This window comes from Citrobacter sp. RHB36-C18 (assembly GCF_013814485.1).
GTDB lineage: Bacteria > Pseudomonadota > Gammaproteobacteria > Enterobacterales > Enterobacteriaceae > Citrobacter > Citrobacter braakii.
In genome coordinates this window covers 611,694-634,814 of the sequence record NZ_CP057125.1, presented here as the reverse complement: position 1 = coordinate 634,814, position 23,121 = coordinate 611,694, and the positions used below count along the sequence as shown (strand labels likewise).

Annotated in this window: 18 protein-coding genes; 10 read left to right on the top strand and 8 right to left on the bottom strand. The window is 53.1% G+C overall.

What is annotated here, in order from left to right:
• Positions 1–16: 16 nt before the first annotated feature.
• Both HVZ52_RS03075 and HVZ52_RS03070 read left to right on the top strand, forming a co-directional pair.
• Positions 17–370: a glycerol dehydratase reactivase beta/small subunit family protein gene (locus HVZ52_RS03075; protein ID WP_016154583.1), complete on the top strand. Its 354-nt coding sequence runs from the start codon at positions 17–19 to the stop codon at positions 368–370.
• A complete protein-coding gene (locus HVZ52_RS03070) occupies positions 371–901 on the top strand; it encodes a cob(I)yrinic acid a,c-diamide adenosyltransferase (protein ID WP_016157513.1) in 531 nt (176 codons plus the stop codon).
• Here the strand turns inward: HVZ52_RS03070 and dhaR are convergent.
• Both dhaR and HVZ52_RS03060 read right to left on the bottom strand, forming a co-directional pair.
• Positions 879–2,804 (bottom strand): dihydroxyacetone kinase operon transcriptional regulator DhaR, encoded by a 1,926-nt coding sequence (gene dhaR, locus HVZ52_RS03065; protein WP_016154585.1) that lies wholly within the window; start codon positions 2,802–2,804, stop codon positions 879–881. The genes HVZ52_RS03070 and dhaR overlap by 23 nt on opposite strands.
• Positions 2,805–2,896: 92 nt before the next feature.
• Positions 2,897–3,994 (bottom strand): glycerol dehydrogenase, encoded by a 1,098-nt coding sequence (locus HVZ52_RS03060; protein ID WP_016154586.1) that lies wholly within the window; start codon positions 3,992–3,994, stop codon positions 2,897–2,899.
• A gap of 561 nt (positions 3,995–4,555) precedes the next feature.
• Between HVZ52_RS03060 and HVZ52_RS03055 the strand changes: the two genes are divergently transcribed.
• Positions 4,556–6,214: a glycerone kinase gene (locus tag HVZ52_RS03055; RefSeq protein ID WP_181598845.1), complete on the top strand. Its 1,659-nt coding sequence runs from the start codon at positions 4,556–4,558 to the stop codon at positions 6,212–6,214.
• Positions 6,215–6,279: 65 nt separating this feature from the next.
• Here HVZ52_RS03055 and cfa read toward each other — a convergent pair whose 3' ends face one another.
• Entirely contained in the window at positions 6,280–7,434 is a 1,155-nt protein-coding gene (cfa, locus tag HVZ52_RS03050) for a cyclopropane fatty acyl phospholipid synthase (protein ID WP_019077741.1), read from the bottom strand.
• 67 nt (positions 7,435–7,501) lie between these two features.
• Here cfa and HVZ52_RS03045 point away from each other — a divergent pair, with 67 nt between their 5' ends.
• Entirely contained in the window at positions 7,502–8,350 is an 849-nt protein-coding gene (locus tag HVZ52_RS03045) for a helix-turn-helix transcriptional regulator (RefSeq protein ID WP_016154589.1), read from the top strand.
• Here HVZ52_RS03045 and HVZ52_RS03040 read toward each other — a convergent pair whose 3' ends face one another.
• Positions 8,351–9,124, bottom strand: coding sequence for a siderophore-interacting protein (locus HVZ52_RS03040; RefSeq protein WP_019077743.1), 774 nt, complete (start codon positions 9,122–9,124; stop codon positions 8,351–8,353).
• 236 nt (positions 9,125–9,360) lie between these two features.
• On the opposite strand from HVZ52_RS03040, the gene HVZ52_RS03035 reads away from it, so the two are divergent.
• The gene (locus HVZ52_RS03035; RefSeq protein WP_181598844.1) at positions 9,361–10,035 is read left to right on the top strand and encodes a PadR family transcriptional regulator; all 675 of its coding nucleotides are present in this window, start codon (positions 9,361–9,363) and stop codon (positions 10,033–10,035) included.
• Positions 10,036–10,087: 52 nt separating this feature from the next.
• Here the strand turns inward: HVZ52_RS03035 and HVZ52_RS03030 are convergent, their stop codons facing one another.
• Complete coding sequence (locus HVZ52_RS03030) at positions 10,088–11,608, bottom strand: PAS domain-containing methyl-accepting chemotaxis protein (RefSeq protein WP_016154592.1); 1,521 nt, start codon at positions 11,606–11,608, stop codon at positions 10,088–10,090.
• A gap of 430 nt (positions 11,609–12,038) precedes the next feature.
• Here HVZ52_RS03030 and ygjG point away from each other — a divergent pair, with 430 nt between their 5' ends.
• A complete protein-coding gene (gene ygjG / locus HVZ52_RS03025; RefSeq protein WP_049259762.1) occupies positions 12,039–13,418 on the top strand; it encodes a putrescine aminotransferase in 1,380 nt (459 codons plus the stop codon).
• Between the two features lie 90 nt (positions 13,419–13,508).
• Here the strand turns inward: ygjG and HVZ52_RS03020 are convergent, their stop codons facing one another.
• Entirely contained in the window at positions 13,509–13,841 is a 333-nt protein-coding gene (locus tag HVZ52_RS03020; protein WP_016157522.1) for a tRNA-binding protein, read from the bottom strand.
• Between the two features lie 209 nt (positions 13,842–14,050).
• On the opposite strand from HVZ52_RS03020, the gene ebgR reads away from it, so the two are divergent.
• From ebgR to HVZ52_RS03000, 4 genes are all read left to right on the top strand, one after another.
• Entirely contained in the window at positions 14,051–15,034 is a 984-nt protein-coding gene (gene ebgR, locus HVZ52_RS03015; protein WP_181598843.1) for a transcriptional regulator EbgR, read from the top strand.
• Between the two features lie 206 nt (positions 15,035–15,240).
• Complete coding sequence (ebgA, locus tag HVZ52_RS03010; RefSeq protein WP_181598842.1) at positions 15,241–18,333, top strand: beta-galactosidase subunit alpha; 3,093 nt, start codon at positions 15,241–15,243, stop codon at positions 18,331–18,333.
• Positions 18,330–18,779 carry a beta-galactosidase subunit beta gene (locus tag HVZ52_RS03005; protein WP_016154597.1) on the top strand — a complete coding sequence of 150 codons (450 nt, stop codon included), beginning with the start codon at positions 18,330–18,332 and terminating at the stop codon, positions 18,777–18,779. The genes ebgA and HVZ52_RS03005 overlap by 4 nt, the downstream gene beginning before the upstream one ends.
• Positions 18,780–18,844: 65 nt before the next feature.
• Positions 18,845–20,278, top strand: a complete 1,434-nt coding sequence (locus tag HVZ52_RS03000; RefSeq protein WP_016154598.1) for an amino acid permease — start codon at positions 18,845–18,847, stop codon at positions 20,276–20,278.
• A gap of 212 nt (positions 20,279–20,490) precedes the next feature.
• Here HVZ52_RS03000 and HVZ52_RS02995 read toward each other — a convergent pair whose 3' ends face one another.
• Entirely contained in the window at positions 20,491–21,549 is a 1,059-nt protein-coding gene (locus HVZ52_RS02995; RefSeq protein WP_049283294.1) for a glycoside hydrolase family 130 protein, read from the bottom strand.
• Positions 21,533–23,116, bottom strand: a complete 1,584-nt coding sequence (locus tag HVZ52_RS02990) for an alpha-glucosidase (RefSeq protein ID WP_181598841.1) — start codon at positions 23,114–23,116, stop codon at positions 21,533–21,535. The genes HVZ52_RS02995 and HVZ52_RS02990 overlap by 17 nt, the downstream gene beginning before the upstream one ends.
• Between the last annotated feature and the right edge of the window lie 5 nt (positions 23,117–23,121).

The window sequence follows — 23,121 nt, the reverse complement described above, 5'->3', positions numbered from 1 at the left end:
TAACGTAGGGGGCGCAATGTCACTTTCATCACCGGGCGTACATCTGTTTTATCACTCACGCTGGCAGGGTACTCGCGTGCTTGATGAGCTGTGCTGGGGACTGGAAGAGCAAGGCGTTCCCTGCCGGGCAATCTGTTGCGACGATCATGACTGCGCGCTGGCTCTCGGCAAACTGGCGGCCAAAAGTTCGGCGCTGCGCGTGGGTCTCGGTCTCAACGCCACCGGAGATATTGCCTTAACCCATGCCCAGTTGCCCGAGGATCGGGCGCTGGTCTGCGGGCATACCCGCGCCGGGACAGCACAGATCCGCACGCTCGGCGCCAATGCCGGTCAACTGGTTAAAGTTCTTCCCTTCAGCGAGATAAAATAAATGTACCGCATCTATACCCGAACCGGCGATAACGGCACGACCGCGCTGTTTGGCGGCAGTCGTATCGATAAAGACGACATCCGCGTTGAGGCCTACGGCACGGTGGATGAACTGATTTCCCAGCTTGGCGTCTGCTATGCCAGCACGCGCCAGGCCGAGCTACGCCAGGAATTGCACGCTATGCAGAAGATGCTGTTCGTACTGGGGGCGGAACTCGCCAGCGATCAGAAAGGACTCACACGCTTAAAACAGCGTATTGGCGAAGAGGATATTCAGGCGCTGGAGCAGCTTATTGACCGCAATATGGCGCAAAGCGGCCCGCTCAAAGAGTTTGTTATTCCGGGGAAAAATCTGGCATCGGCACAGCTGCACGTTGCGCGAACCCTGACGCGTCGGCTGGAGCGGATCCTCATCGCGATGGGCAGAACGCTGACGTTACGCGATGAGGCCAGGCGTTATATCAACCGACTGTCGGATGCGCTGTTCTCGATGGCCAGAATCGAAGAAACTACTCCAGATGTTTGCGCTTAAACTGGCTGGCATCAATGTCGTACTGCTTCATCTTACGCCACAGGGTGGTGCGACCAATATTCAGCAGTTGCGACATCTCCTGAACACGCCCACTGGTCACGCGGGCGGCATGGATAATCGCCTCTTTCTCGATGGCGGTAAAGGTCAGGCTGGCGGGCAGCAGTGAAGATGCCGTCTCCAGACCAGGGCGTTCGGCAAACAGATAATCCGGCAGATTGCTCAGCCGAATATGGCCGTTATCACTGCTGATGGCGATGTTTTCAATAATGCTGTTCAGCTCAAAATCATTACCCGGCCACGAATAGGCCACCAGTTGTGCCAACGCGTCGTCGTCGATCTTCAGGCTGGATGAAAAGCGTTTTTTCAGGCTATTCAACCGCGTATAAATCAGCGATGGAATACTGTTACGCCGCGCCCGCAGCGGCGGGATTACGATCTCAAAAGAGTGCAGCGCGTAATACAACTGACGGCTAAAGCGGTTTTGCTCCACCAGATTCGCGAGATCAACCGTGGTGGTAGCGATCACTTTGACATCCACCGGAATCAGCCGCCGGGCATCCAGGCGGGTTAAAACGCCCTGCTTGATCACCTGCAGCAGCGCGGATTGTAACTCCGGCGCCAGATATTCAATTTTTTCCAGAAACAGCGTGCCGCCGTTCGCCAGTTCAAGACGGCTTAGCCGCCCGTTTTCATCATCGGTGGGCGCACTGCCCATAAAATCCTGCCCCAGTACGCTGTTGGCATACAGCTGGCAGTTCACGGCGATATACGGCCCGCTGGCGCGTTCGCTTTCATTGTGAATGGCCTGACTCAGTAGCTCTTTACCGACGCCCTCTTCCCCGCACAGCAGGATCGGGAAACTTCCCCTCGCCGCCTGACGACCGAAATGGATCAAGCGTCGGGTTTCTGGATCGTCTGTCGACATCTGCTCAAAGGTGTGGCTCACCTTGCCGAGCTGGCTGGTCATCAGTTGACGCATTTGCTCCACCGGATGCAGCAGCAGGATAAAGCTGTTGCCCTGCTCTTCAACAATCGGTTTCAGGGTGATGACGGCATCAACAAACTGGTGCTGGCTTTCAAAGGTGACTTCGACATGATTCAGGCCGCGGGCATGTTTGATCGCCCGACGCAGCAGCATGGGGAGATTGAGCAGGTCGTTAATATTCTTCCCCTGGCTGGCCTGCGCGTCGAGATGCAAAAGCAGAGCCGCGCGCGCATTGAGGAACTGCAATACGCCCTGTTCGTTCCAGGCCATCACGCCATCATCCATACTCTCCAGCAGCCCGTACATCTGGTTCAGATGGCGGTTGGATTCAGCCAGCAGGCTGTCAGTCAGCAATGAGTTGCCGACTTCTCTGGCAATCGCCAGCGTCAGGGATAAATCAGAAACGCACTCATGCTCTACCAGACAGCACAGCGAGATGGAGCCAAACAGTCGACCATGGTTATCGAATACTGGCGTAGAGCAGAACGACCACGGATGCAACGCCTGTTTAAAGTGTTGATCGCCAGAGGTTTTTGTCGGCTGCCCCGGCATCGTCGCCAGCGACAACGCGCAACTGCCAATAATGCTTTCTGCACAGTAGCTGCCGTCGCGAAAACCGAGCTCCGCCAGTTGCTCCACCGTCTGCGGATCGCCGCAACGGCTGAGAATACAGGCTGATTCATCCAGAATTAGCAACGCGCACGGACGGCCGTCCATAAACTCCCAGGCATCTTCCAGCGCGGCCTGAGCAATCGTCAGCAGCGCCGTTTTGCGACGACAGATCGACTCAAAGGTCAGGCCCTGCGCCTGATGCGGCGCCTGCCAGGTTTCCCGCTGCATAAACTTGCTGCAACGATGCCATGACTGGGCAATGACCGAAGAGACTTCCTTCCCAATGTCCTGAGTGTGCGTCGTCATATCCCTTTCCGCTGTTTTACCATAGACAACCCCTCCGGCAGAGACTGTCAGAGGGGGGAGAAGATGCCGGATAAAAACTTACCGACGACTGATTAACGCGCCAGCCACTGCTGTCCCAGCAGGTCTGCCGTCAGTATCGCGGCATGTACGCTCTCAGGCGTCACCGGGAACGGCATATTGTGGATGGTTTCACCTTCCGCGCAGGTCGCTTTGGCCACGGCCATGATCTTGCCGTCAATGTCGTCTTTCACGCCCATTTCCGCTAACGTTACCGGCAGGCCTACTTTCTGACAGAAATTCAGCACGGTTTCGATCTCTTCCATCGGGCTGTTTTGCAGCACCAGTTGCGCCAGCGTACCAAAGGCGACTTTTTCACCGTGGTACAAATGGTGACACTCTTCCAGAATCGTAAAACCGTTGTGGATAGCATGCGCCCCTGCAAGACCGCTGCTTTCAAAGCCGATGCCGCTGAGGTAAGTGTTCGCTTCGACAATACGCTCCAGCGCATCAGTCACCACGCCAGCCTGCGCGGCAAAGCGTGCCTTTTCGCCTTCCGCCAGCAGGGTATCATAGCACAGGCGCGCCAGGCTCAGCGCCGCTACGGTGGACTGTCCGCCCGCCATGCTGGTCGCTCTGGCGTCATAACAGGCTTTCGCTTCAAACCAGGTTGAGAGCGCATCGCCCATCCCGGCCACCAGCAGGCGTACCGGCGCTTTGGCAATGATTGCGGTGTCCATCACCACCATATCCGGGTTTTTCGGGTAGATCAGATACTCTTCAAACTCACCGGCTTCGGTATAGATAACCGACAGCGCGCTGGTTGGCGCATCGGTAGAGGCGATAGTCGGGATCACCACCACCGGTAGCTTCTGGTAGTAACCAATCGCTTTGGCGGTATCCAACGTTTTCCCGCCGCCAATCCCAACCACGCCGCGGCAACCGTGCTGTTTCAGAATGGCAATCAGGCGATTAATTTCAATATGGCTGCATTCACCGTTGAAGCGTTCCGCGTGGCAGCTAATGTCGTGGCTGTGCAGGCCATTGAGTACCTTCTCTCCCGCCAGCTTCATCACGAAGTCATCCGCAATCACGAAAAAGCTGTCCGCCAGATTTTTAGCGTATTGACCAAATAAGGTGGAAGCGTCAGGGCCCTGGAGATATTTGGCTGGAGATTGAATAACTTTTAGCATTCCTTTCATCCTCAAATAAGTACATGTTTTTACATGGTGAGCCCTGGCGTTAACCTGTTTGGCCTGTTGCTGTCGGCAAAAACAGGAGGTACCGGAGCGATGCAATAACTGTATGGCGAGGCGTGAACAAAAAAATCTTTCGTCATTTTGTTCTGATATGAAACAGATAAAAACGAAGCACGTTCCATTCTGGAACGCTTATCCACAAAAATGATAAGGTTTGCGATCCCGATCCGTTCATTTACCCCCAAATCTCCAGCAAACACGAAGCTCAGTTCCTCTTTTACTCATGCAGTTATATTAAAACCGGCAAAAAAAGGCTGGCTGCGCCGTATGAGCGGCGCTGATCGCAGGAGAAAAAAGTCGAGCGAGCTCGCATTATGATCATTCCCCGCTTTTTTAAGTTTCATTTCGGAACAAAAAACAGCATCAACGTTCCGTAATGAAACTCATTTTAGCGTTGTTTTTTTCCACGCTGACTTCGCCAGAATCTCTTCATTGCCTCCGCACCATGATCCTACATTCGGGGGTTTGTCTTTCACTCAACCTCGAGGAGCCGTTATGTCTCAATTCTTTTTTAACCAACGCACCCATCTTGTGAGCGACGTCATCGACGGGGCGATTATCGCCAGCCCATGGAATAACCTGGCGCGTCTGGAAAGCGATCCGGCCATTCGCATCGTGGTCCGTCGTGACCTTAATAAAAATAACGTAGCGGTCATTTCCGGCGGCGGTTCGGGACACGAACCCGCGCACGTTGGGTTTATCGGTAAAGGCATGCTAACCGCTGCGGTCTGCGGCGACGTTTTCGCCTCCCCGAGCGTGGATGCTGTACTGACCGCGATTCAGGCGGTGACCGGTGAGGCTGGCTGTTTGTTGATTGTGAAAAACTACACCGGTGACCGTCTTAATTTCGGTCTCGCCGCCGAGAAGGCGCGTCGCCTTGGCTATAACGTTGAAATGCTGATTGTCGGCGACGACATCTCCCTGCCGGATAACAAACACCCACGTGGCATTGCGGGAACTATCCTGGTGCATAAAATCGCAGGCTATTTTGCCGAACGCGGCTATAACCTCGCCACCGTCCTGCGTGAAGCGCAGTACGCAGCCAGCAACACCTTTAGCCTGGGCGTAGCGCTTTCCAGCTGTCATTTGCCGCAAGAAACCGACGCAGCCCCTCGTCATCATCCGGGTCATGCGGAGCTGGGTATGGGCATTCACGGCGAACCAGGCGCATCGGTTATCGACACCCAAAACAGTGCGCAAGTGGTGAACCTGATGGTGGATAAACTGCTGGTCGCCCTGCCTGAAACCGGTCGTCTGGCGGTGATGATTAATAATCTTGGCGGCGTTTCCGTGGCCGAAATGGCCATCATCACCCGCGAACTCGCCAGCAGCCCGCTGCACTCGCGTATCGACTGGCTAATTGGCCCGGCCTCGCTGGTCACCGCGCTGGATATGAAAGGCTTCTCACTGACGGCCATCGTGCTGGAAGAGAGCATCGAAAAAGCACTGCTCACCGAAGTGGAAACCAGCAACTGGCCGACGCCGGTCCCACCGCGTGAAATCAGCTGCATAGCGTCATCTCAGCGTAGCGCCCGCGTGGAATTCCAGCCTTCGGCAAACGCCCTGGTGGCCGGGATTGTGGAGCTGGTCACCGCAACCCTTTCCGATCTGGAGACTCATCTGAATGCGCTGGACGCCAAAGTCGGCGATGGCGATACCGGTTCGACCTTTGCCGCCGGCGCGCGTGAAATTGCCAGCCTGCTGCATCGCCAGCAGCTGCCGCTGAATAACCTTGCCACGCTGTTCGCGCTGATTGGCGAACGTCTGACCGTGGTGATGGGCGGTTCCAGCGGTGTGCTGATGTCAATCTTCTTTACCGCCGCCGGGCAGAAACTGGAACAGGGCGCTAACGTTGTCGAAGCGCTAAATACGGGGCTGGCGCAGATGAAGTTCTACGGCGGCGCAGACGAAGGCGATCGCACGATGATTGATGCGCTGCAACCGGCCCTGACCTCGCTGCTCGCACAGCCGAAAAATCTGCAGGCCGCATTCGACGCCGCGCAAGCGGGAGCCGAACGAACCTGTTTGTCGAGCAAAGCCAATGCGGGTCGCGCATCGTATCTGAGCAGCGAAAGCCTGCTCGGAAACATGGACCCCGGCGCGCACGCCGTAGCGATGGTGTTTAAAGCGCTAGCGGAGAGTGAGCTGGGCTAAGATGTAACAAGGAGCGCTTCTCAGGTATTTACTGCCTGATGGCGCTTCGCTTATCAGGCAGAACGTTAACGATACACGCGGATCCCGCCCTCTACGCCGCGACTAAACAGCACCTGCCAAAGTTCAATATCTCTGGCGCGGAAAGCCCCGGCGCAGGCGCATAAATAGTAGTTAAACATTCTTCTGAAGGTGGCGGAATAACGTGATGACAGCTCCGGCCATGCTTGATTAAAGCGCTCGTGCCACGCCATTAGCGTTTTATCGTAATCGCTGCCAAAGTTATGCCAGTCTTCCATCACAAACCGTGATTCGCTGGCTTCGGCAATATGGGAGATCGCCGGTAAGCAGCCGTTCGGGAAAATGTATTTATTGATCCACGGATCGACGCTCATCCCTTTTTTATTGCTACCAATGGTATGTAGCAGGAACAGTCCGTCCGGTTTTAAACAACGGTCGGCGATGCTGAAATAAGTGTCGTAGTTTTTTGGCCCGACATGTTCAAACATCCCCACCGAGACAATGCGATCGTAGTGTTTATCGAGGTCGCGATAATCCTGCAGCAGAATCTTAACGTCCAGTCCTTCACAGCGCTGCTGCGCCATTTTTTGCTGCTCTTTGGAAATGGTGACGCCTTCTACTGCCACGCCATAATGACGCGCCGCATACTCCGCCAGCCCACCCCAGCCACAACCAATATCGAGTAAACGCATGCCCGGTTTCAGTTGTAGCTTCTCACAGATCATTTTTAATTTAGCATTTTGCGCATCGTCTAATGTGGTCGCGTCTTTCCAGTAAGCGCAGGAATATTGCATATGCGGATCAAGCATCAGTGCAAAGAGATCGTTACCAATATCATAATGTTCTTTGCCAACAATCCACGCGCGGCTCCGCGACTGCAAATTAAACAGGCGTGCGCTGGCAATACGTAAAATATCTTTCAGGTTACCCGGCATCTGCTGGTCAAGTTTTGCTTTCAGGATTTTGCAGAACAGAATATCGAGCCGCTCGCAGTCCCACCAGCCTTCCATATAGCTTTCGCCAAGCCCTAACGAGCCTTGTTGCAGTACCCGTTTAAAGAAACCGGCATGATGAAGTTGAATGTCCCAGGCACGGGAGCCATTAATCCTGATATCCGCTTGCGAAAGCAGCTCTTTTCCCATTCGGGTCCAGTTATCATTTGTTTCATTGACGATGACAGCATCTGAACAAAGCGAGTTCATGGTATTTACCAAAGGTGGGCTAAAAATTCTTACGCAAGATTATTATGGAAAAAAGAGTGTATGTATTATGATCCGCGGACAAGATCTATCGAGCAGCGGACACACCATCGGGAGCATTGACGATCTATTTATGGAAACTCTCGTGCAAAAACAGTGGAACTCCTTCCCGGATAACTCCATGACGGAACTGCCGCAGGATGTTTACTTTCGCTCTTATGTCCTGGAAGCCAATCATCATGTTCCACAGCATTCACACTCTTTTATGCAGTTTCATTTCGCCCGCAAAGGCAGTATGCGTATTGATGTTGCCGGCAAGTGCTGGATAATCCCGGCGCATTATGGCATCTGGATCCCAAATCATACGGAGCATGCGGTTTGGGCATTGGATGATGTGCATTTAGAGAATCTGGATATTAAACCGAGCTTTCTTGAAGAGAGCATCAATGAATGTAAAGTGGTGGCTATCAGTGATTTCGCCAGAGAGTTTATTCATTACGCCACGAATTTAATTTCGGGCCATTATGATAGCCAGTCAAAAGAGGGCAAGCTGGTTAGCGTCCTGGTCGACATTATTCTGCAGCTTCCGGAAGTCGCTTTTGTATTACCCTGGCCGCAGGATCGCGAATTAACCAAAGTTTGCCGAACAATACAAGAATCCCCGGCGCTGGAGCATTCGGTTGAATACTGGGCGCAGCATCTGGGTATGTCTGCCCGTACCTTTTCACGCCATTTCAAAAAAGAAACCGGATTGCCTTTCAGCGTCTGGAAGCAAAAAATGCGTATTCTGGAATCCGTATTAATGCTGAAGAAAAATAAAAGCGTGACCGCCGTGGCGCTCGACGTAGGGTATTCAAGCACCGCGGCATTTAGCTACGCATTCCGCCAGGCGTTTGGCGTTCCGCCATCTAATTACTGATTAACGACGCTGATGCCAGTAAGCCGCTGCGCGAACAAGTTGCTGATCGAACGCCTCGCTTTCAAAGCGAGCACTCAGGTTTTTGACCACCTTACCTTCGCCGGTAATCCAGATGTAGTAATCATCTGCAGGTACGCTTAGCTGCGATAAGTGTTCATTCACCGCCTGTTCGTCATGGCCGATAAACCACTGAATAGTAAATCCGTCGAGATGGGCAAAATAGTCCTGGTACGCGGCATCCTGCACACTTACCAGCGCCGTGACGTTCGGACGTACCGCTAAACGGCTGAGCGACTCCAGGCGTCGGCGCAGCGCAGGCATTCCCGATTCATCACACACGTAAACCTGATACGCATAGTCCTCTGGCACCACCAAAGAACCGCGCGGTCCGCCTACCGTCAGCTTGTCACCCTCGCGGGCATTCATCGCCCACGTACTTGCCACGCCACCGTCATGAATATAGAAATCCAGTGCCAGCTCATGGCGTGCTTCGTCATACAACGGCGTGTAATCACGGGATATCGGACGCACGCCGTCAGCCCAGACAATACCTTCATCGGTGACAACCGGCGGCACAAAGTGGCTGCCCGGTTCAGGGAAAAAGACCTTGGTATGGTCGTCAAAGCCGTGTGAGCTAAAACCATCCAGAGCGTCACCGCCCAGTACAATGCGCTGAAAGCCCGCGCTAATACGTTCTACGCGCAGGACGGTAAGTTCCCGAAAACGCAGTTCATTGCGAACGCGCTGCGGGTAGCGTGAGGTGTTTTTTGTCATTTTTTCGCCTTCGGAAAGATAATACGATATATCTAAATTAATTTTTAAATGATAATGATTGCTAATCAGCAAGATTGCAAGCACTTTTTTGATATAGTCGACTTCTGATTAACCGGCTAACACAACCCCTTTAAAACAGATAAAAATCATCAATTTAAACAAAAAACATTTTATAAGCTTGCACCAAAACAATATTTAGATATAAATTAGATATATCTAAAACACATCAGGAGACGATGATGCAAAACCATCATGAAGGTTGCTGCAAGCATACAGAGCACCAACACGAAGGCTGCTGCAAGGGTGAAGGACATCACCACGAAGGCCGCCACAACGAACACCATGCAGGTTGCTGCAAAGGTGAAGAACATCGCCATGAAGGCTGCAACAAAGAACATCACCACGAACAGGGTTGTGGACACCGCCACGCTCGCGGCGGCGGTCGTCGCCAGCGCTTCTTTGGTCACGGAGAATTACGCCTGGTCATTCTGGATATCCTGACCCGCGACGCCAGCCACGGCTATGAGCTGATTAAAGCGATTGAAACCCTGACTCAGGGCAACTATACCCCGAGCCCGGGCGTCGTCTATCCGACGCTGGATTTCTTGCAGGATCAAGAGCTGATCACCATCAGCGACGAGGAAGGCGGGCGTAAACAGATTGCGATCACAACCCAAGGCCAGCAGTGGCTGGATGAAAACCGTGAGCATCTGGAACATATCCACGAACGTATTAAAGCCCGCTGCGTGGGTTTTGAATTACGCAAGAACCCGCAGATGAAACGCGCGCTGGAGAACTTCAAAGCCGTGCTGGACCTACGGGTCAATCATGGTGATACCAGCGATGCGCAGATCAAAAAAATCATCGGTATTATCGATCGCGCTGCGCTGGATATTACTCAACTGGATTAATCTACAGAGCAGGCGGAACGCGTTTGCCCTGCGTTCCGCCTTATCGTTAATATTAATGCAGCACCGTAACCGCATCTTCCAGACGACCAGCGCGATGTTTCACCATCGCGGAAATCTGGGCGCTCTCTTCAACCAGTTCGGCGTTTTTCTGCGTAATGTTGCTTAATTCATTCACTGCGCGAGTCAGGCTCGAAAGACCATCTGACTGTTCCAGCGTTGAGTGACTGATTTGGGCGATCAACTGCGTCACGTTTTGCACCTGCGCCACAATATCATCCATCGTGCGCCCTGCGGCGTGAACCTGGTCGGATCCGGACTGCACCTTATCGGCGCTGGCATCAATCAGCTTGCGGATATCATTGGCTGCACTGGCGCTGCGGCTGGCAAGATGACGCACTTCTCCCGCCACCACGGCGAACCCTTTCCCCTGCTCACCCGCCCGTGCGGCTTCAACAGCGGCGTTCAGGGCCAGAATATTAGTCTGGAAAGCAATATCGTTAATCAGCGTGGTAATGGTGCCGATCCGCTGGGTGCTGTTGGCGATATCGTCCATAGTTTTGATGACGGTATCCATCGCCTCGCCGCCGTGCGTCGCCGCGCTGCTGGCTGCAATGGAGAGCTTGTCGGCCGCGGCGGCGGTCTCTGAGTTTTGCTTCACCGATGCCGCCATCTGATTCATAGTGGTCACCGTTTCCTGCACGTTCTCTACGGTCTGCTGCGTATGCTTGTTTAAATCATCGCTGCCTTTCGCCAGCGTTTCGCTGTCGCTGCGCACACAGCTCACCTGACTGGAGACATCATGGATGAGCCAACGGCACATTAGCCCCAGTTGCCCAACCGCTCGCAGCATCAGGCCCAGTTCATCACTGCGGTTAAGATGTGACACGCTGTTTCGTTCACCGGTCGCCACTTTTAGCGCCTGACGAGCGACATTCTCAATAGGACGCACAATCTGCCATTCGAAAATAGCCGTTCCTAGCATCATCACCAGCGCGCTTATCAGCAGTAACGGCCATTCGGCGCCCATTTGCTGCAATGCGGCCGCCAGTACGATAAACATAATTGCCATTACGCTGCGCACTCGCCAGCGAATCGGCAGCGCCGGGAGTTTACCCAGCCAGCCTTTGCGTACCACCAGTCCTTTATGGATACGTCGGTTGCAACGCCCTTCATTCAGCGCTTTATATAAAGGCTCCACCGCCGCAATCTCCTCGTCAGTGGCCCGGGTACGAATCGACATATATCCGGTGACACGACCTTCCCGCACCATCGGCACCGCATTGGCCCTTACCCAGTAGTGATCGCCATTCTTACGCCGGTTTTTCACAATCCCGCTCCATGGCTCGCCCTGTTTCAGGGTGTACCACATATCCGCAAACGCCGCTTTTGGCATATCCGGATGACGAACCAGATTGTGCGGCTTATCGAGCAATTCATTCAGTTGATAGCCACTGACCTGGACAAAGGTATCGTTCGCGTGGGTGATATAGCTTTGTAAATCGGTGGTCGACATGAGGGTGATATCATCATCCAGCGGTGTATTTTGCTGACTAACGTAGGGATGAGAAGACATGATTGCGTCCTGTGCAGGTTATCTGGTTGTTAACTCTTTCGGCTTATGTTATTTCGGCGATAATTTTTTTATCTTTAGTTGTTAAATTTGATTTAGATCGCAATTTGCGATTAAACCTCAAAATCTGTACGCATTCTAATCCATTGATTTAAAATACTTTCATCCAGTAACTATTCAACTACACTTCTACCAACGCACCGTCACAGTGCAAATATTGCTCACTTTTAGCGCAGAAAAGTGCTTTTCCGATCTGTTTTCGCGGTCTTAACCTGGGCAAAATGCCAGCAAATGTTAAACACCAGCATTAAATGTTGCGTGAATGAGATGTTTCCTGGTGTTTATCCCGATTTTTGCTAAGCGCGCCGGAATGGCGCAATCACTGCAATACTTAAATCAGTATCATGTGATACGCGAGCTCCGGGAGCATATTTTGAACAGGTTACCTTCCAGCGCATCGGCCCTGGCCTGCAGCGCACACGCACTGAATCTCATCGAAAAGCGCACGCTTGATCATGAGGAAATGAAATCATTAAACCGAGAGGTGATTGAATACTTCAAGGAGCATGTCAATCCGGGGTTCTTAGAGTATCGAAAATCTGTAACTGCAGGCGGGGATTACGGAGCCGTAGAGTGGCAAGCGGGAAGCCTGAATACGCTTGTCGACACCCAGGGGCAGGAGTTCGTCGATTGCCTGGGTGGATTTGGAATTTTCAACGTGGGGCACCGTAATCCAGTCGTGGTTTCCGCCGTACAGAATCAACTCGCGAAACAACCTCTGCACAGCCAGGAGCTACTTGACCCTCTGCGGGCCATGCTGGCAAAAACCCTCGCCGCGCTGGCGCCAGGTAAACTGAAATACAGTTTTTTCTGTAACAGCGGGACCGAGTCGGTTGAAGCCGCTCTGAAGCTGGCGAAAGCGTATCAATCGCCGCGCGGTAAATTTACGTTCATTGCCACCAGCGGCGCATTCCACGGTAAATCACTGGGAGCACTGTCCGCCACGGCTAAATCAACCTTCCGCAAACCGTTTATGCCGCTGCTGCCGGGTTTCCGCCATGTGCCGTTTGGCGATATTAACGCGATGCGCACCATGCTCAGCGAGTGTAAAAAGACCGGTGACGACGTCGCAGCCGTGATCCTCGAACCTATCCAGGGTGAAGGGGGCGTGATCCTGCCACCGCAAGGGTATTTGCCCGCCGTGCGTAAACTTTGCGATGAGTTTGGCGCGCTGATGATCCTTGATGAAGTGCAGACCGGCATGGGTCGTACCGGCAAAATGTTCGCCTGTGAGCACGAAAACGTGCAGCCCGACATTATGTGTCTGGCCAAAGCGCTGGGCGGCGGCGTGATGCCAATTGGCGCAACCATTGCCACCGAAGAAGTGTTTTCCGTCCTGTTCGACAATCCCTTCTTGCATACCACCACGTTTGGCGGCAACCCGCTCGCTTGTGCGGCTGCGCTAGCCACCATTAACGTCCTGCTGGAGCAAAATTTACCGGCTCAGGCGGAGCAGAAAGGCGATATGTTGCTGGATGGTTTCCGCCAGCTTGCGCGGGAGTACCCAGACCTCGTGCATGATGTACGCGGTAAAGGCATGCTGATGGCAATTGAGTTTGTCGATAATGAAATCGGCTACAACTTTGCCAGTGAGATGTTCCGCCAGCGGGTACTGGTTGCCGGCACGCTCAACAATGCAAAGACGATCCGTATCGAACCGCCGTTAACGTTAACGATCGAGCAATGCGATCTGGTATTGCGATCGACGCGCAAAGCCCTGGCAGCATTACGGGTGAGCGTGGAGCAGGTGTAATACAGGTCGGATGGCGCTGCGCATCTCAGGCTTACGGGATCAAATGTAGGTCGGATAAAAGCGTAGCCGCCATCCGGCAATTAGCACAACTTAAACAATCCGCACACCCGCTGGCATAAGGCGTTCTGGCGTCAGCAGCACGCTTTCGCTGCCATCGTCCGTCTCAGCGCAGAGCAACATGCATTCTGACGTTTCCCCGCGCATTTTGGCCTTTTGCAGATTACACAGCACCACCACCGTTTTCCCCATCAGCTCCTCTTCGCTGTAATAAGGCACCAGGCTGGTCACGGTTTGCAGCGTACGCTCTCCCACATCCACCTGCACGATATACAACTTATCAGCATTGTCATGGCGCTTTACCTGTGCGATTTTTCCAACACGTATTTCCATTCGGGCAAAATCAGCAAATGCGACGGTATCCATTGTGTTCTCCTTTGGTAAAATTTTACTAAATACTAGCAAAATATTTTCTTGGCATGGTTCTCAAAAGCGGGAAAATGACGTAGTCATCACACTCTGAAAGCCCAGTTTTACCCCAGGCATGTCAATTAAACGTACTTTTTTTACTGAAAACAGATGAATAGATAAGCACTTCATTTACAATGCGCAGGTAACTCAGGGAAAAGGCAAACATGGCAACACTTAAAGACATCGCAATCGAAGCTGGCGTGTCCCTGGCGACAGTGTCCCGGGTTTTAAACGATGACCCCACGCTGAATGTAAAAGAAGAGACCAAGCATCGCATTCTGGAGATCGCGGAAAAACTGGAGTACAAAACCAGCAGTGCTCGTAAAAACCAGACCAGCGCGCTCGGCCCCCAGCATATTCTGGCGCTCTACAGCTACCAGCAGGATTTGGAAATCAACGATCCTTACTATCTCGCGATCCGTCACGGAATAGAAACCCAGTGTGAGAAGCTGGGGATCGAACTGACCAACTGCTATGAGCACAGTGGGCTGCCGGAGAGCAAAAACATTACCGGCATTCTTATTGTCGGCAAGCCTTCTCCGGCTTTGCGTAATGCGGCAATAGCGCTTACTGACAACATCTGCTTTATCGATTTCCATGAACCCGGCAGCGAATATGACGCCGTCGATATCGATCTGGCCCGCATCAGTAAAGAGAGCATCGACTACTTCATCGCCCAGGGCGTCACTCGCATTGGCTTCATCGGCGGTGAAGACGAACCCGGCAAGGCAGATATCCGTGAAGCCGCGTTTGTCGAATACGGTCGTCTGCAGCAGGTCGTTTCTGAACAGGACATCTATCGCGGCGGTTTCTCCAGTTCATCAGGGTATGAACTGGCCAAAAAAATGCTGGCGAAAGCCGACTATCCCGGTGCCCTGTTTGTGGCTTCAGACTCGATTGCTATTGGCGTTCTGCGCGCCATTCACGAGCGTGGCCTGAACATTCCGCAGGACATTTCGCTGATTAGCGTTAATGATATCCCGACAGCGCGCTTCACCTTTCCTCCGCTTTCCACCGTTCGCATCCATTCAGAAATGATGGGCAGTCAGGGCGTCAACCTGCTGTTTGAGAAAGCCCGCGACGGGCGTGCGCTTCCTCTGCTGGTTTTTGTTCCCAGCAAGCTGAAACTGCGCGGCACCACCCGCTAAAATCCCCAGTAAACACGCCCGGTTTCTTCAGATGCCGGGCGCGCATTGTCATGCATTATTTTCTGCGCCCCATTATTTTCGTGATCCAGTTAAAGTAAATCACCTCACTCGCTATATTTTAGTAAAACTTTTACTAAAATCACCATCAATTACACTTACTCACCATTACAATGAATGGTTCCGATTTTTCTCCACCGGGAGGCCTTATGAATCGCTGGGAAAACATTCAGCTCACCCACGAAAATCGACTGGCGCCACGCGCATATTTTTTCTCTTATGACTCCGTTGCGCAGGCTCGCTCGTTTGCCCGCGAAACCAGCAGCCTCTTTCAGTTGCTAAGCGGTCAGTGGAATTTTCAGTTCTTTGAGCATCCGCTGCAGGTGCCGGAAATCTTTACGTCGCAGTTGATGAATGACTGGGGCAGCATCACCGTCCCAGGCATGTGGCAGATGGAAGGACACGGCAAACTGCAGTATACCGACGAAGGTTTTCCTTTCCCGATTGATGTCCCCTACGTTCCGACCAATAACCCCACCGGAGCCTACCAGCGCATTTTCTCCCTCAGCGAAGGCTGGCAGGGCAAACAAACGCTGATTAAATTTGATGGCGTAGAAACCTACTTCGAAGTTTACGTGAATGGTCAGTACGTCGGTTTCAGCAAAGGCAGCCGCCTGACGGCTGAATTTGATATCAGCGCGGTGGTAAAGACCGGTGACAACCTGCTGTGCGTTCGCGTAATGCAATGGGCTGATTCCACTTACGTTGAAGACCAGGACATGTGGTGGTCGGCGGGAATTTTCCGCGACGTCTATCTGGTAGGCAAACAGGCGACCCATATTCAGGATTTTACCGTTCGCACCGAGTTCGATGATGACTATCGCGACGCCACCCTCACCTGCGACATTGCGCTGGAAAACCTGGCTTCCACGCCAGCGATGGCGTCGCTCGAATACACCTTGTTTGACGGTGAGCAGGCGCTGCATAGCGGCGTGATTAACAATCTGGCAGTGGATCAACACACCCGCACCGCTTTTAATTTCAAGGTTAGCGCGCCGCAGCAGTGGTCAGCGGAATCGCCGTATCTTTATCATCTGGTGATGACGCTGAAAGATGCCAACGGCAATCTCCTTGAGGTCGTGCCACAGCGGGTCGGATTCCGCGATATCAAAGTTCGCGACGGTCTGTTTTACATCAATAACCGCTACGTGATGCTGCATGGCGTTAACCGTCACGACAACGATCATCTTAAAGGCCGTGCGGTTGGCATGGATCGCGTTGAAAAAGATCTGCTGTTAATGAAGCAGCACAACATCAATTCCGTGCGTACCGCTCATTACCCGAACGATCCGCGCTTCTATGAATTGTGCGATATCTACGGTCTGTTCGTGATGGCCGAAACCGACGTTGAATCTCACGGCTTCGCCAATATCGGCGATATCAGCCGGATAACAGACGATCCGCTGTGGGAAAACGTCTACGTTGAGCGCATCGTGCGCCACATCCATGCACAAAAAAACCACCCGTCGATCGTCATCTGGTCGCTCGGCAACGAATCCGGATACGGCTGTAACATCCGCGCCATGTATCACGCCGCGAAAGCGCTGGATGACACGCGTCTGATCCATTACGAAGAAGATCGTGACGCCGAAGTGGTGGATATCATCTCCACCATGTACACCCGTGTGCCGCTGATGAATGAGTTTGGCGAATATCCACATCCTAAGCCGCGCATCATCTGCGAATATGCTCACGCCATGGGCAACGGTCCCGGCGGGCTGACGGAATATCAGAACGTCTTTTATCAGCATGACTGCATTCAGGGACACTATGTCTGGGAGTGGTGCGATCACGGGATTCAGGCCAAAGATGACGACGGCAACGTCTGGTACAAATATGGCGGCGACTACGGCGACTATCCGAACAACTACAACTTCTGCCTTGATGGCCTGATTTATTCCGATCAAACCCCGGGGCCGGGTCTGCAGGAATACAAGCAGGTGATTGCGCCAGTAAAAGTACGCGCACAGGATCTGGCTCGCGGCGAGCTACGGGTAGAAAACAAACTGTGGTTTACCACGCTTGACGACTACACCTTGCATATTGAGGTTCGCGCCGAAGGAGATACGCTTTCTGCTCAGCAGATAAAACTGCGCGACGTCCCTCCTGACAGCGATACCCTGGTGCAATGCACACTGCCGGAGCTGGATGCGCGCGAAGCGTTCCTCAACGTCATCGTGACGAAAGATTCCCGTACGGCATACAGCGAAGCCGGGCACCACATCGCGACTTATCAGTTCCCGCTGAAGGCCAAAACGGCGGCTGCCGTACCGTTTAGCCTGAAAAACGCTACCCCTCTGACGCTGGAAGACAGCCGCCAGAGCTGCACCATACGCGGTTATAACTTCCATCTGACCTTCTCAAAACTGAACGGTAAGCCCATTAGCTGGACCGTTAACGGTGAGGAACTGATTACCCGTGAACCGAAGATTAATTTCTTCAAACCAACCATTGATAACCACAAACAAGAGTTCGAAGGCCTTTGGCAACCAAATCATTTACAGATTATGCAGGAGCATCTGCGCGATTTTGCCATTGAGCAAACCGATGACGCGCTGTTGATAACCAGCCAGACGATTATCGCCCCGCCGGTATTTGATTTCGGTATGCGCTGTACCTACCGCTGGCGGATTGCCGCAGACGGTCAGTTGAACGTGGAGCTTTCCGGCCAGCCTTACGGCGAGTACCGGGACATTATTCCGTGCATCGGCTTCACGATGGGCATCAACGGCGATTTGGGGCAGGTGGCGTATTACGGACGTGGTCCCGGTGAAAACTATGCCGATAGCCAGCAGGCCAACATCATCGATATCTGGCGCAGCAGCGTGGATGAGATGTTCGAAAACTATCCGTTCCCGCAAAACAACGGCAATCGTCAGGACGTGCGCTGGGCAACGCTAACCAACCGCCACGGCAACGGTCTGCTGGTGATTCCGCAGCGCCCTGTCAACCTGAGCGCCTGGCGCTATACGCCAGAAAATATCTTTGCCGCACAGCACTGTAATGCGCTGCAGCGCAGCGATGACATCACCCTGAATCTGGACCACCAGGTGCTGGGCTTAGGCTCCAACTCGTGGGGAAGCGAGGTGCTTGATTCCTGGCGCGTCTGGTTCCGTTCGTTCAGCTACGGCTTCACGTTGTTGCCGGTTTCCGGTAGCGAATCTAGCGCTCAAACCGCCGCCAGCCGCATCTTTGGTACCGGGTTCTTTTCCACGAATTTGCACAGTGAGAATACAAAATGAGGATCATCGACAACTTAGCGCAGTTCCAACAAATTTACGCATCCGGGAAGAAGTGGCAGCGCTGCGTCGAAGCGATTGAAAATATTGATAATATTCAACCAGGCGTCGCCCACTCTATCGGTGATTCCCTGAGCTATCGCGTGGAGACAGACTCCGCGACCGATGCGCTGTTTACCGGTCATCGTCGTTATTTTGAAATCCATTACTACCTGCAAGGACAGCAAAAAATAGAGTATGCCGCCAAAGAGGATCTCCAGGTGGTTGAATATTATCGCGATGAAACCGATCGCGAATATCTGAAAGGCTGTGGAAAAACCGTAGAAGTGCGCGAAGGACAAATGGTTATTTGTGACAACCATGAAGCCTATCGTTTTATTTGTAATAACGCAGTGAAGAAAGTCGTACTCAAAGTCACCATCGAAGATGGTTATTTTCATAATAAATAAAAACACAGGCGGCGCCGACGTTGCGCCGCCAGTACCCTATAATAATCAGGAATCGGAGATGTGCTATGTCTGATACCAAACGTAATACCATCGGCAAGTTCGGCTTACTTTCACTCACCTTTGCCGCGGTTTATAGTTTTAATAACGTTATCAACAATAATATTGAGCTGGGTCTGGCATCCGCACCGATGTTTTTCCTCGCGACGATCTTCTACTTTATTCCGTTCTGCTTAATCATCGCTGAATTTGTTTCGCTGAATAAAAACTCCGAAGCCGGTGTCTATGCATGGGTGAAAAGTTCGCTGGGCGGACGTTGGGCATTTATTACCGCCTACACCTATTGGTTCGTTAACCTGTTCTTTTTTACCTCGCTGTTACCCCGTGTTATCGCCTACGCCTCATATGCTTTTTTAGGCTACGAATACATTCTGACGCCGTTCGCAACCACTGTATTAAGTATGGTGCTGTTTGCCTTCTCCACCTGGGTTTCGACCAACGGCGCAAAAATGTTAGGACCAATTACTTCGGTCACCTCCACATTGATGCTGCTGCTGACCCTGTCCTACATCCTGCTGGCGGGTACTGCGCTGGTTGGCGGCGTACAGCCTGCTGACCCTATCACCGTAGACGCAATGATCCCGAATTTTAACTGGGCCTTCCTCGGTATCACCACCTGGATCTTTATGGCGGCAGGCGGTGCGGAGTCGGTGGCAGTGTACGTCAACGACGTCAAGGGCGGGTCAAAATCGTTCGTGAAGGTCATTATCATTGCCGGGATTTTTATCGGCGTGCTCTATTCCATCTCCTCGGTACTGATCAACGTCTTCGTGAGCAGCAAAGAGCTGAAATTTACCGGTGGTTCGGTACAGGTATTCCACGGTCTGGCGGCATACTTTGGCCTGCCGGAACTGATCGTTAACCGCTTTGTTGGCCTGGTCTCCTTTACCGCGATGTTCGGCTCTCTGCTGATGTGGACCGCAACGCCGGTGAAAATTTTCTTCTCTGAAATTCCGGCGGGTATTTTCGGTAAAAAAACCGTCGAACTGAATGAAAATGGCGTTCCGGCCCGCGCAGCCTGGATTCAGTTCCTGATTGTTATCCCGCTGATGATTATCCCAACGCTCGGCTCCAATACCGTGCAGGATTTAATGAACACCATCATCAACATGACCGCCGCCGCATCGATGCTGCCGCCGCTGTTTATTATGCTGGCTTACCTGAATCTGCGCGCAAAACTGGACCACTTACCGCGCGACTTCCGTATGGGTTCGCAAAAAACCGGCATTATTGTGGTATCGATGCTGATTGTCCTTTTCACCATCGGGTTTATTGCCTCGACCTTCCCGACCGGTGGTAACATCATGACCATTATTTTCTATAACGTCGGGGGGATTGTTATTTTCCTCGGTTTTGCCTGGTGGAAATACAGTAAATACATCAAAGGGCTAACCAAAGAAGAAAAAGCTATTGAGGCGGCTCCCGCGTCAGATATTAATTAAAATATCAATAACGATTAGAGCTGTCTGTTTTCTTGCTCACCTGAAATACAATGTGAAATTAAATATACAGACTTGCAGGGCATTTATTGCCCTGCAAGTCTGTTGCGTATTTTCATTATTTGCAGAAAAGATTCGTCCACCAGCGGCCGCAACGTGTGAATCGATACCCCTTGCCAGAAGGAGGTTTAGCAACCCAGAACGCTCTGCGGCATTTATTTAACCCCCAGATGCCGCCACAGTTTGTCCAGCGGCATTGTCGCCAGCGCCACACACTCATCGGCGGCGCCATACCAGACGTGCAGCGTCTCATCGCGGATCAGCGCCCCACAGGTGAACACCACGTTGCCGAAGAAGCCTTCGCGCTCGTAGGGCGCATCTGGCTCCAGCAACGGTACCGGTGATTTCGCCAGAATACGGGTCGGCTCGTTGAGATCCAGCAGCAGCGCGCCAAGGCAGTAGCGCTGATCGGCATCCACACCGTGGTAGATCTCCAGCCAGCCGCGATCGGTTTTTAATACCGGCGCGCCGCCGCCTGATTTACGGCAGTCCCAGGCATCGCCGGACCGTCCCAGCAGGTGGCGATGGTTGCCCCAGTGCAGCATATCCGGCGACTCGCAGATCCATATTTCCGGATGACCGAAGTGACACGGGGCCGGACGGGTCAGGGCGTGATATTTACCGGCGATCTTTTCCGGGAAAAAGCAGACGTCGCGGTTGTCCGGGCAGAGGATCAACCCTTTTTTCTCCACCGTGACAAAATCTTTGGTCACCGCTAACGCGGTAGAAATCCCCAGCGACGACACCGCCGAGTAGTTGATGTACGCGGTATCATCGATGCGGGTGATCCGCGCATCTTCGCAGCCGAACTCTTCATATTGCGTATCGGCGATGATAAACGGCTGGCTGTCAATCCGGAAGTTCACCCCGTCGCGACTGCGCGCCAGACGCAGATGCGACATGGAGGTCAGCCACACCCGCGCCGGATCGCTTTTCAGCACGATCACCCGCGGATCGCTGAAATCATAGCGTTCATCGCGACGATCGAAACTCGCTGTGGCCTGTACCCAGCCCGCATCGGTTTTTTCCAACAGCGGTACGACACGCTGCTGCGGGTCGGAATTGATCACGCTTTCCGCCACCCGCAGCAGCAAAACGATCTCCCCGTCACACTCCGTTACGCCAGCATTGAAAACACAATCGACCTTCCTGCCGGGCAGTGAAGGCGTCACGTCAGCCGGGGTAATCAACGGGTTTTTACTGTGCCTGTCCATGTACTCTCCTTTTGATCAAACATTGATTCTTACCAATCCATTGCGCGTCCTCTCCGTACAGCACTTCAGCCTCAATCTCCTGCCACGGATTGCGAACAGGCGCACCAAAGTTGATGGCGATCCAGACCTGCTCCGCCGCCGTCGAACGGGTAAACCAGACGCATTCGTCAGTGAGGTTAAGCGAGTCCTGCTGTCCCTGATGCAGCGCCGCAACACGGCGGCGCAGGGCGATCAGCCGTCGGTACTGATGCCAGAACGATGTCTCATCCTGCTGCTGGCGCTCCGCGTTAATCAGGGCGATATCGCCGCCGACGGGCATCCACGGTGCGACGGAGGAAAATCCGCCAAAGGGGGCGTCGCGCCAGGGCAGCGGCGCACGCGAACCATCCCGCGAATGTTCAATAGCCAGCGCCAGTGCCTGCTGTGGGCTGCTGCCTGCGGCAAGGGCGGTGCGGTAATGGGTTTTTCCCTGAATATCAAAAAGCTGCTCTGCCGTTTGCGGACGGTAGTCGGTCACCCCCAGCTCTTCTCCCTGGAAGATAAACGGCACGCCGCTCACCGTTAGCTGAAGCGCCAACACCGCCAGCGCCCGCCCGGTATCGCGCTCGTTTTCGCCAAAGCGGCTGATCATCCGCGACATATCATGGCTGGAGAAAAACAGCGTCGGTAAACCCGACTGCGCAGCCAGCGTGGTTTTTAACTGGCTGAAAAGACGGGAAACATCAAAGTTTTTCTGGCTGCCGATATTGAAATTAAACACCACGTCCATCAGCTGCGGACTTTGATAGCGGCTGAGCACGTCAGGGTCTTCGCTGCCGATTTCGCCAATCAGGAAATAGTCCCCCTGCGCCCGAACATGGGCACATAGCCGTTGCAGCGTTTCAGGGAGTCGCGGCTGATTGATGTCAAATTCATGGCGCTGCTCGCCGTTCTCTTCCGGGTTATCAGGCCCAATGCCGTCGGTAGTAAGAAAGTTGATGACGTCAAAGCGAAAACCGTCCACCCCCTGCGTAACCCAGAAATCCACTACCCGGTAAATTTCCTGTTCCACCGCCGGGTTGGCCCAGTTGAGATCCACCTGGCCGGGCGCGAATTTATGGTAATAAAACTCGCCGGTGTCTGGCTCAGCGGTCCACGCGCTGCCGGAAAAGAAAGAACGCCAGTTATTCGGCTGGCGGCGAAAAAGGAAATAATCACGATAGCGGCTGCCCGGATTATTCCACGCATCGCGAAACCAGGGATGTTCAGAGGAGACGTGATTGACCACCAGATCGATAATCACCCGAATGCCTCTGGCATGGCAGCCGTCAACCACCCGGCGAAAATCGTCGAGAGTGCCGAAACGGGCGTCAACGGCGTAGTAATCGCTGATATCGTAGCCGTTATCCACCAGCGGAGAGGGATAAAACGGCGTGATCCACACCGCGCCGATGCCCAGCGCCTGCAAATAATCCAGCCGGGAAATCAGGCCCGGAAAATCGCCCAGCCCGTCGTTATTGCCGTCGCAAAACGAAGGCAGATAAATTTGATAACAGGTACACGCCTGCCACCACGGTTGCTTTTTCACCGTCA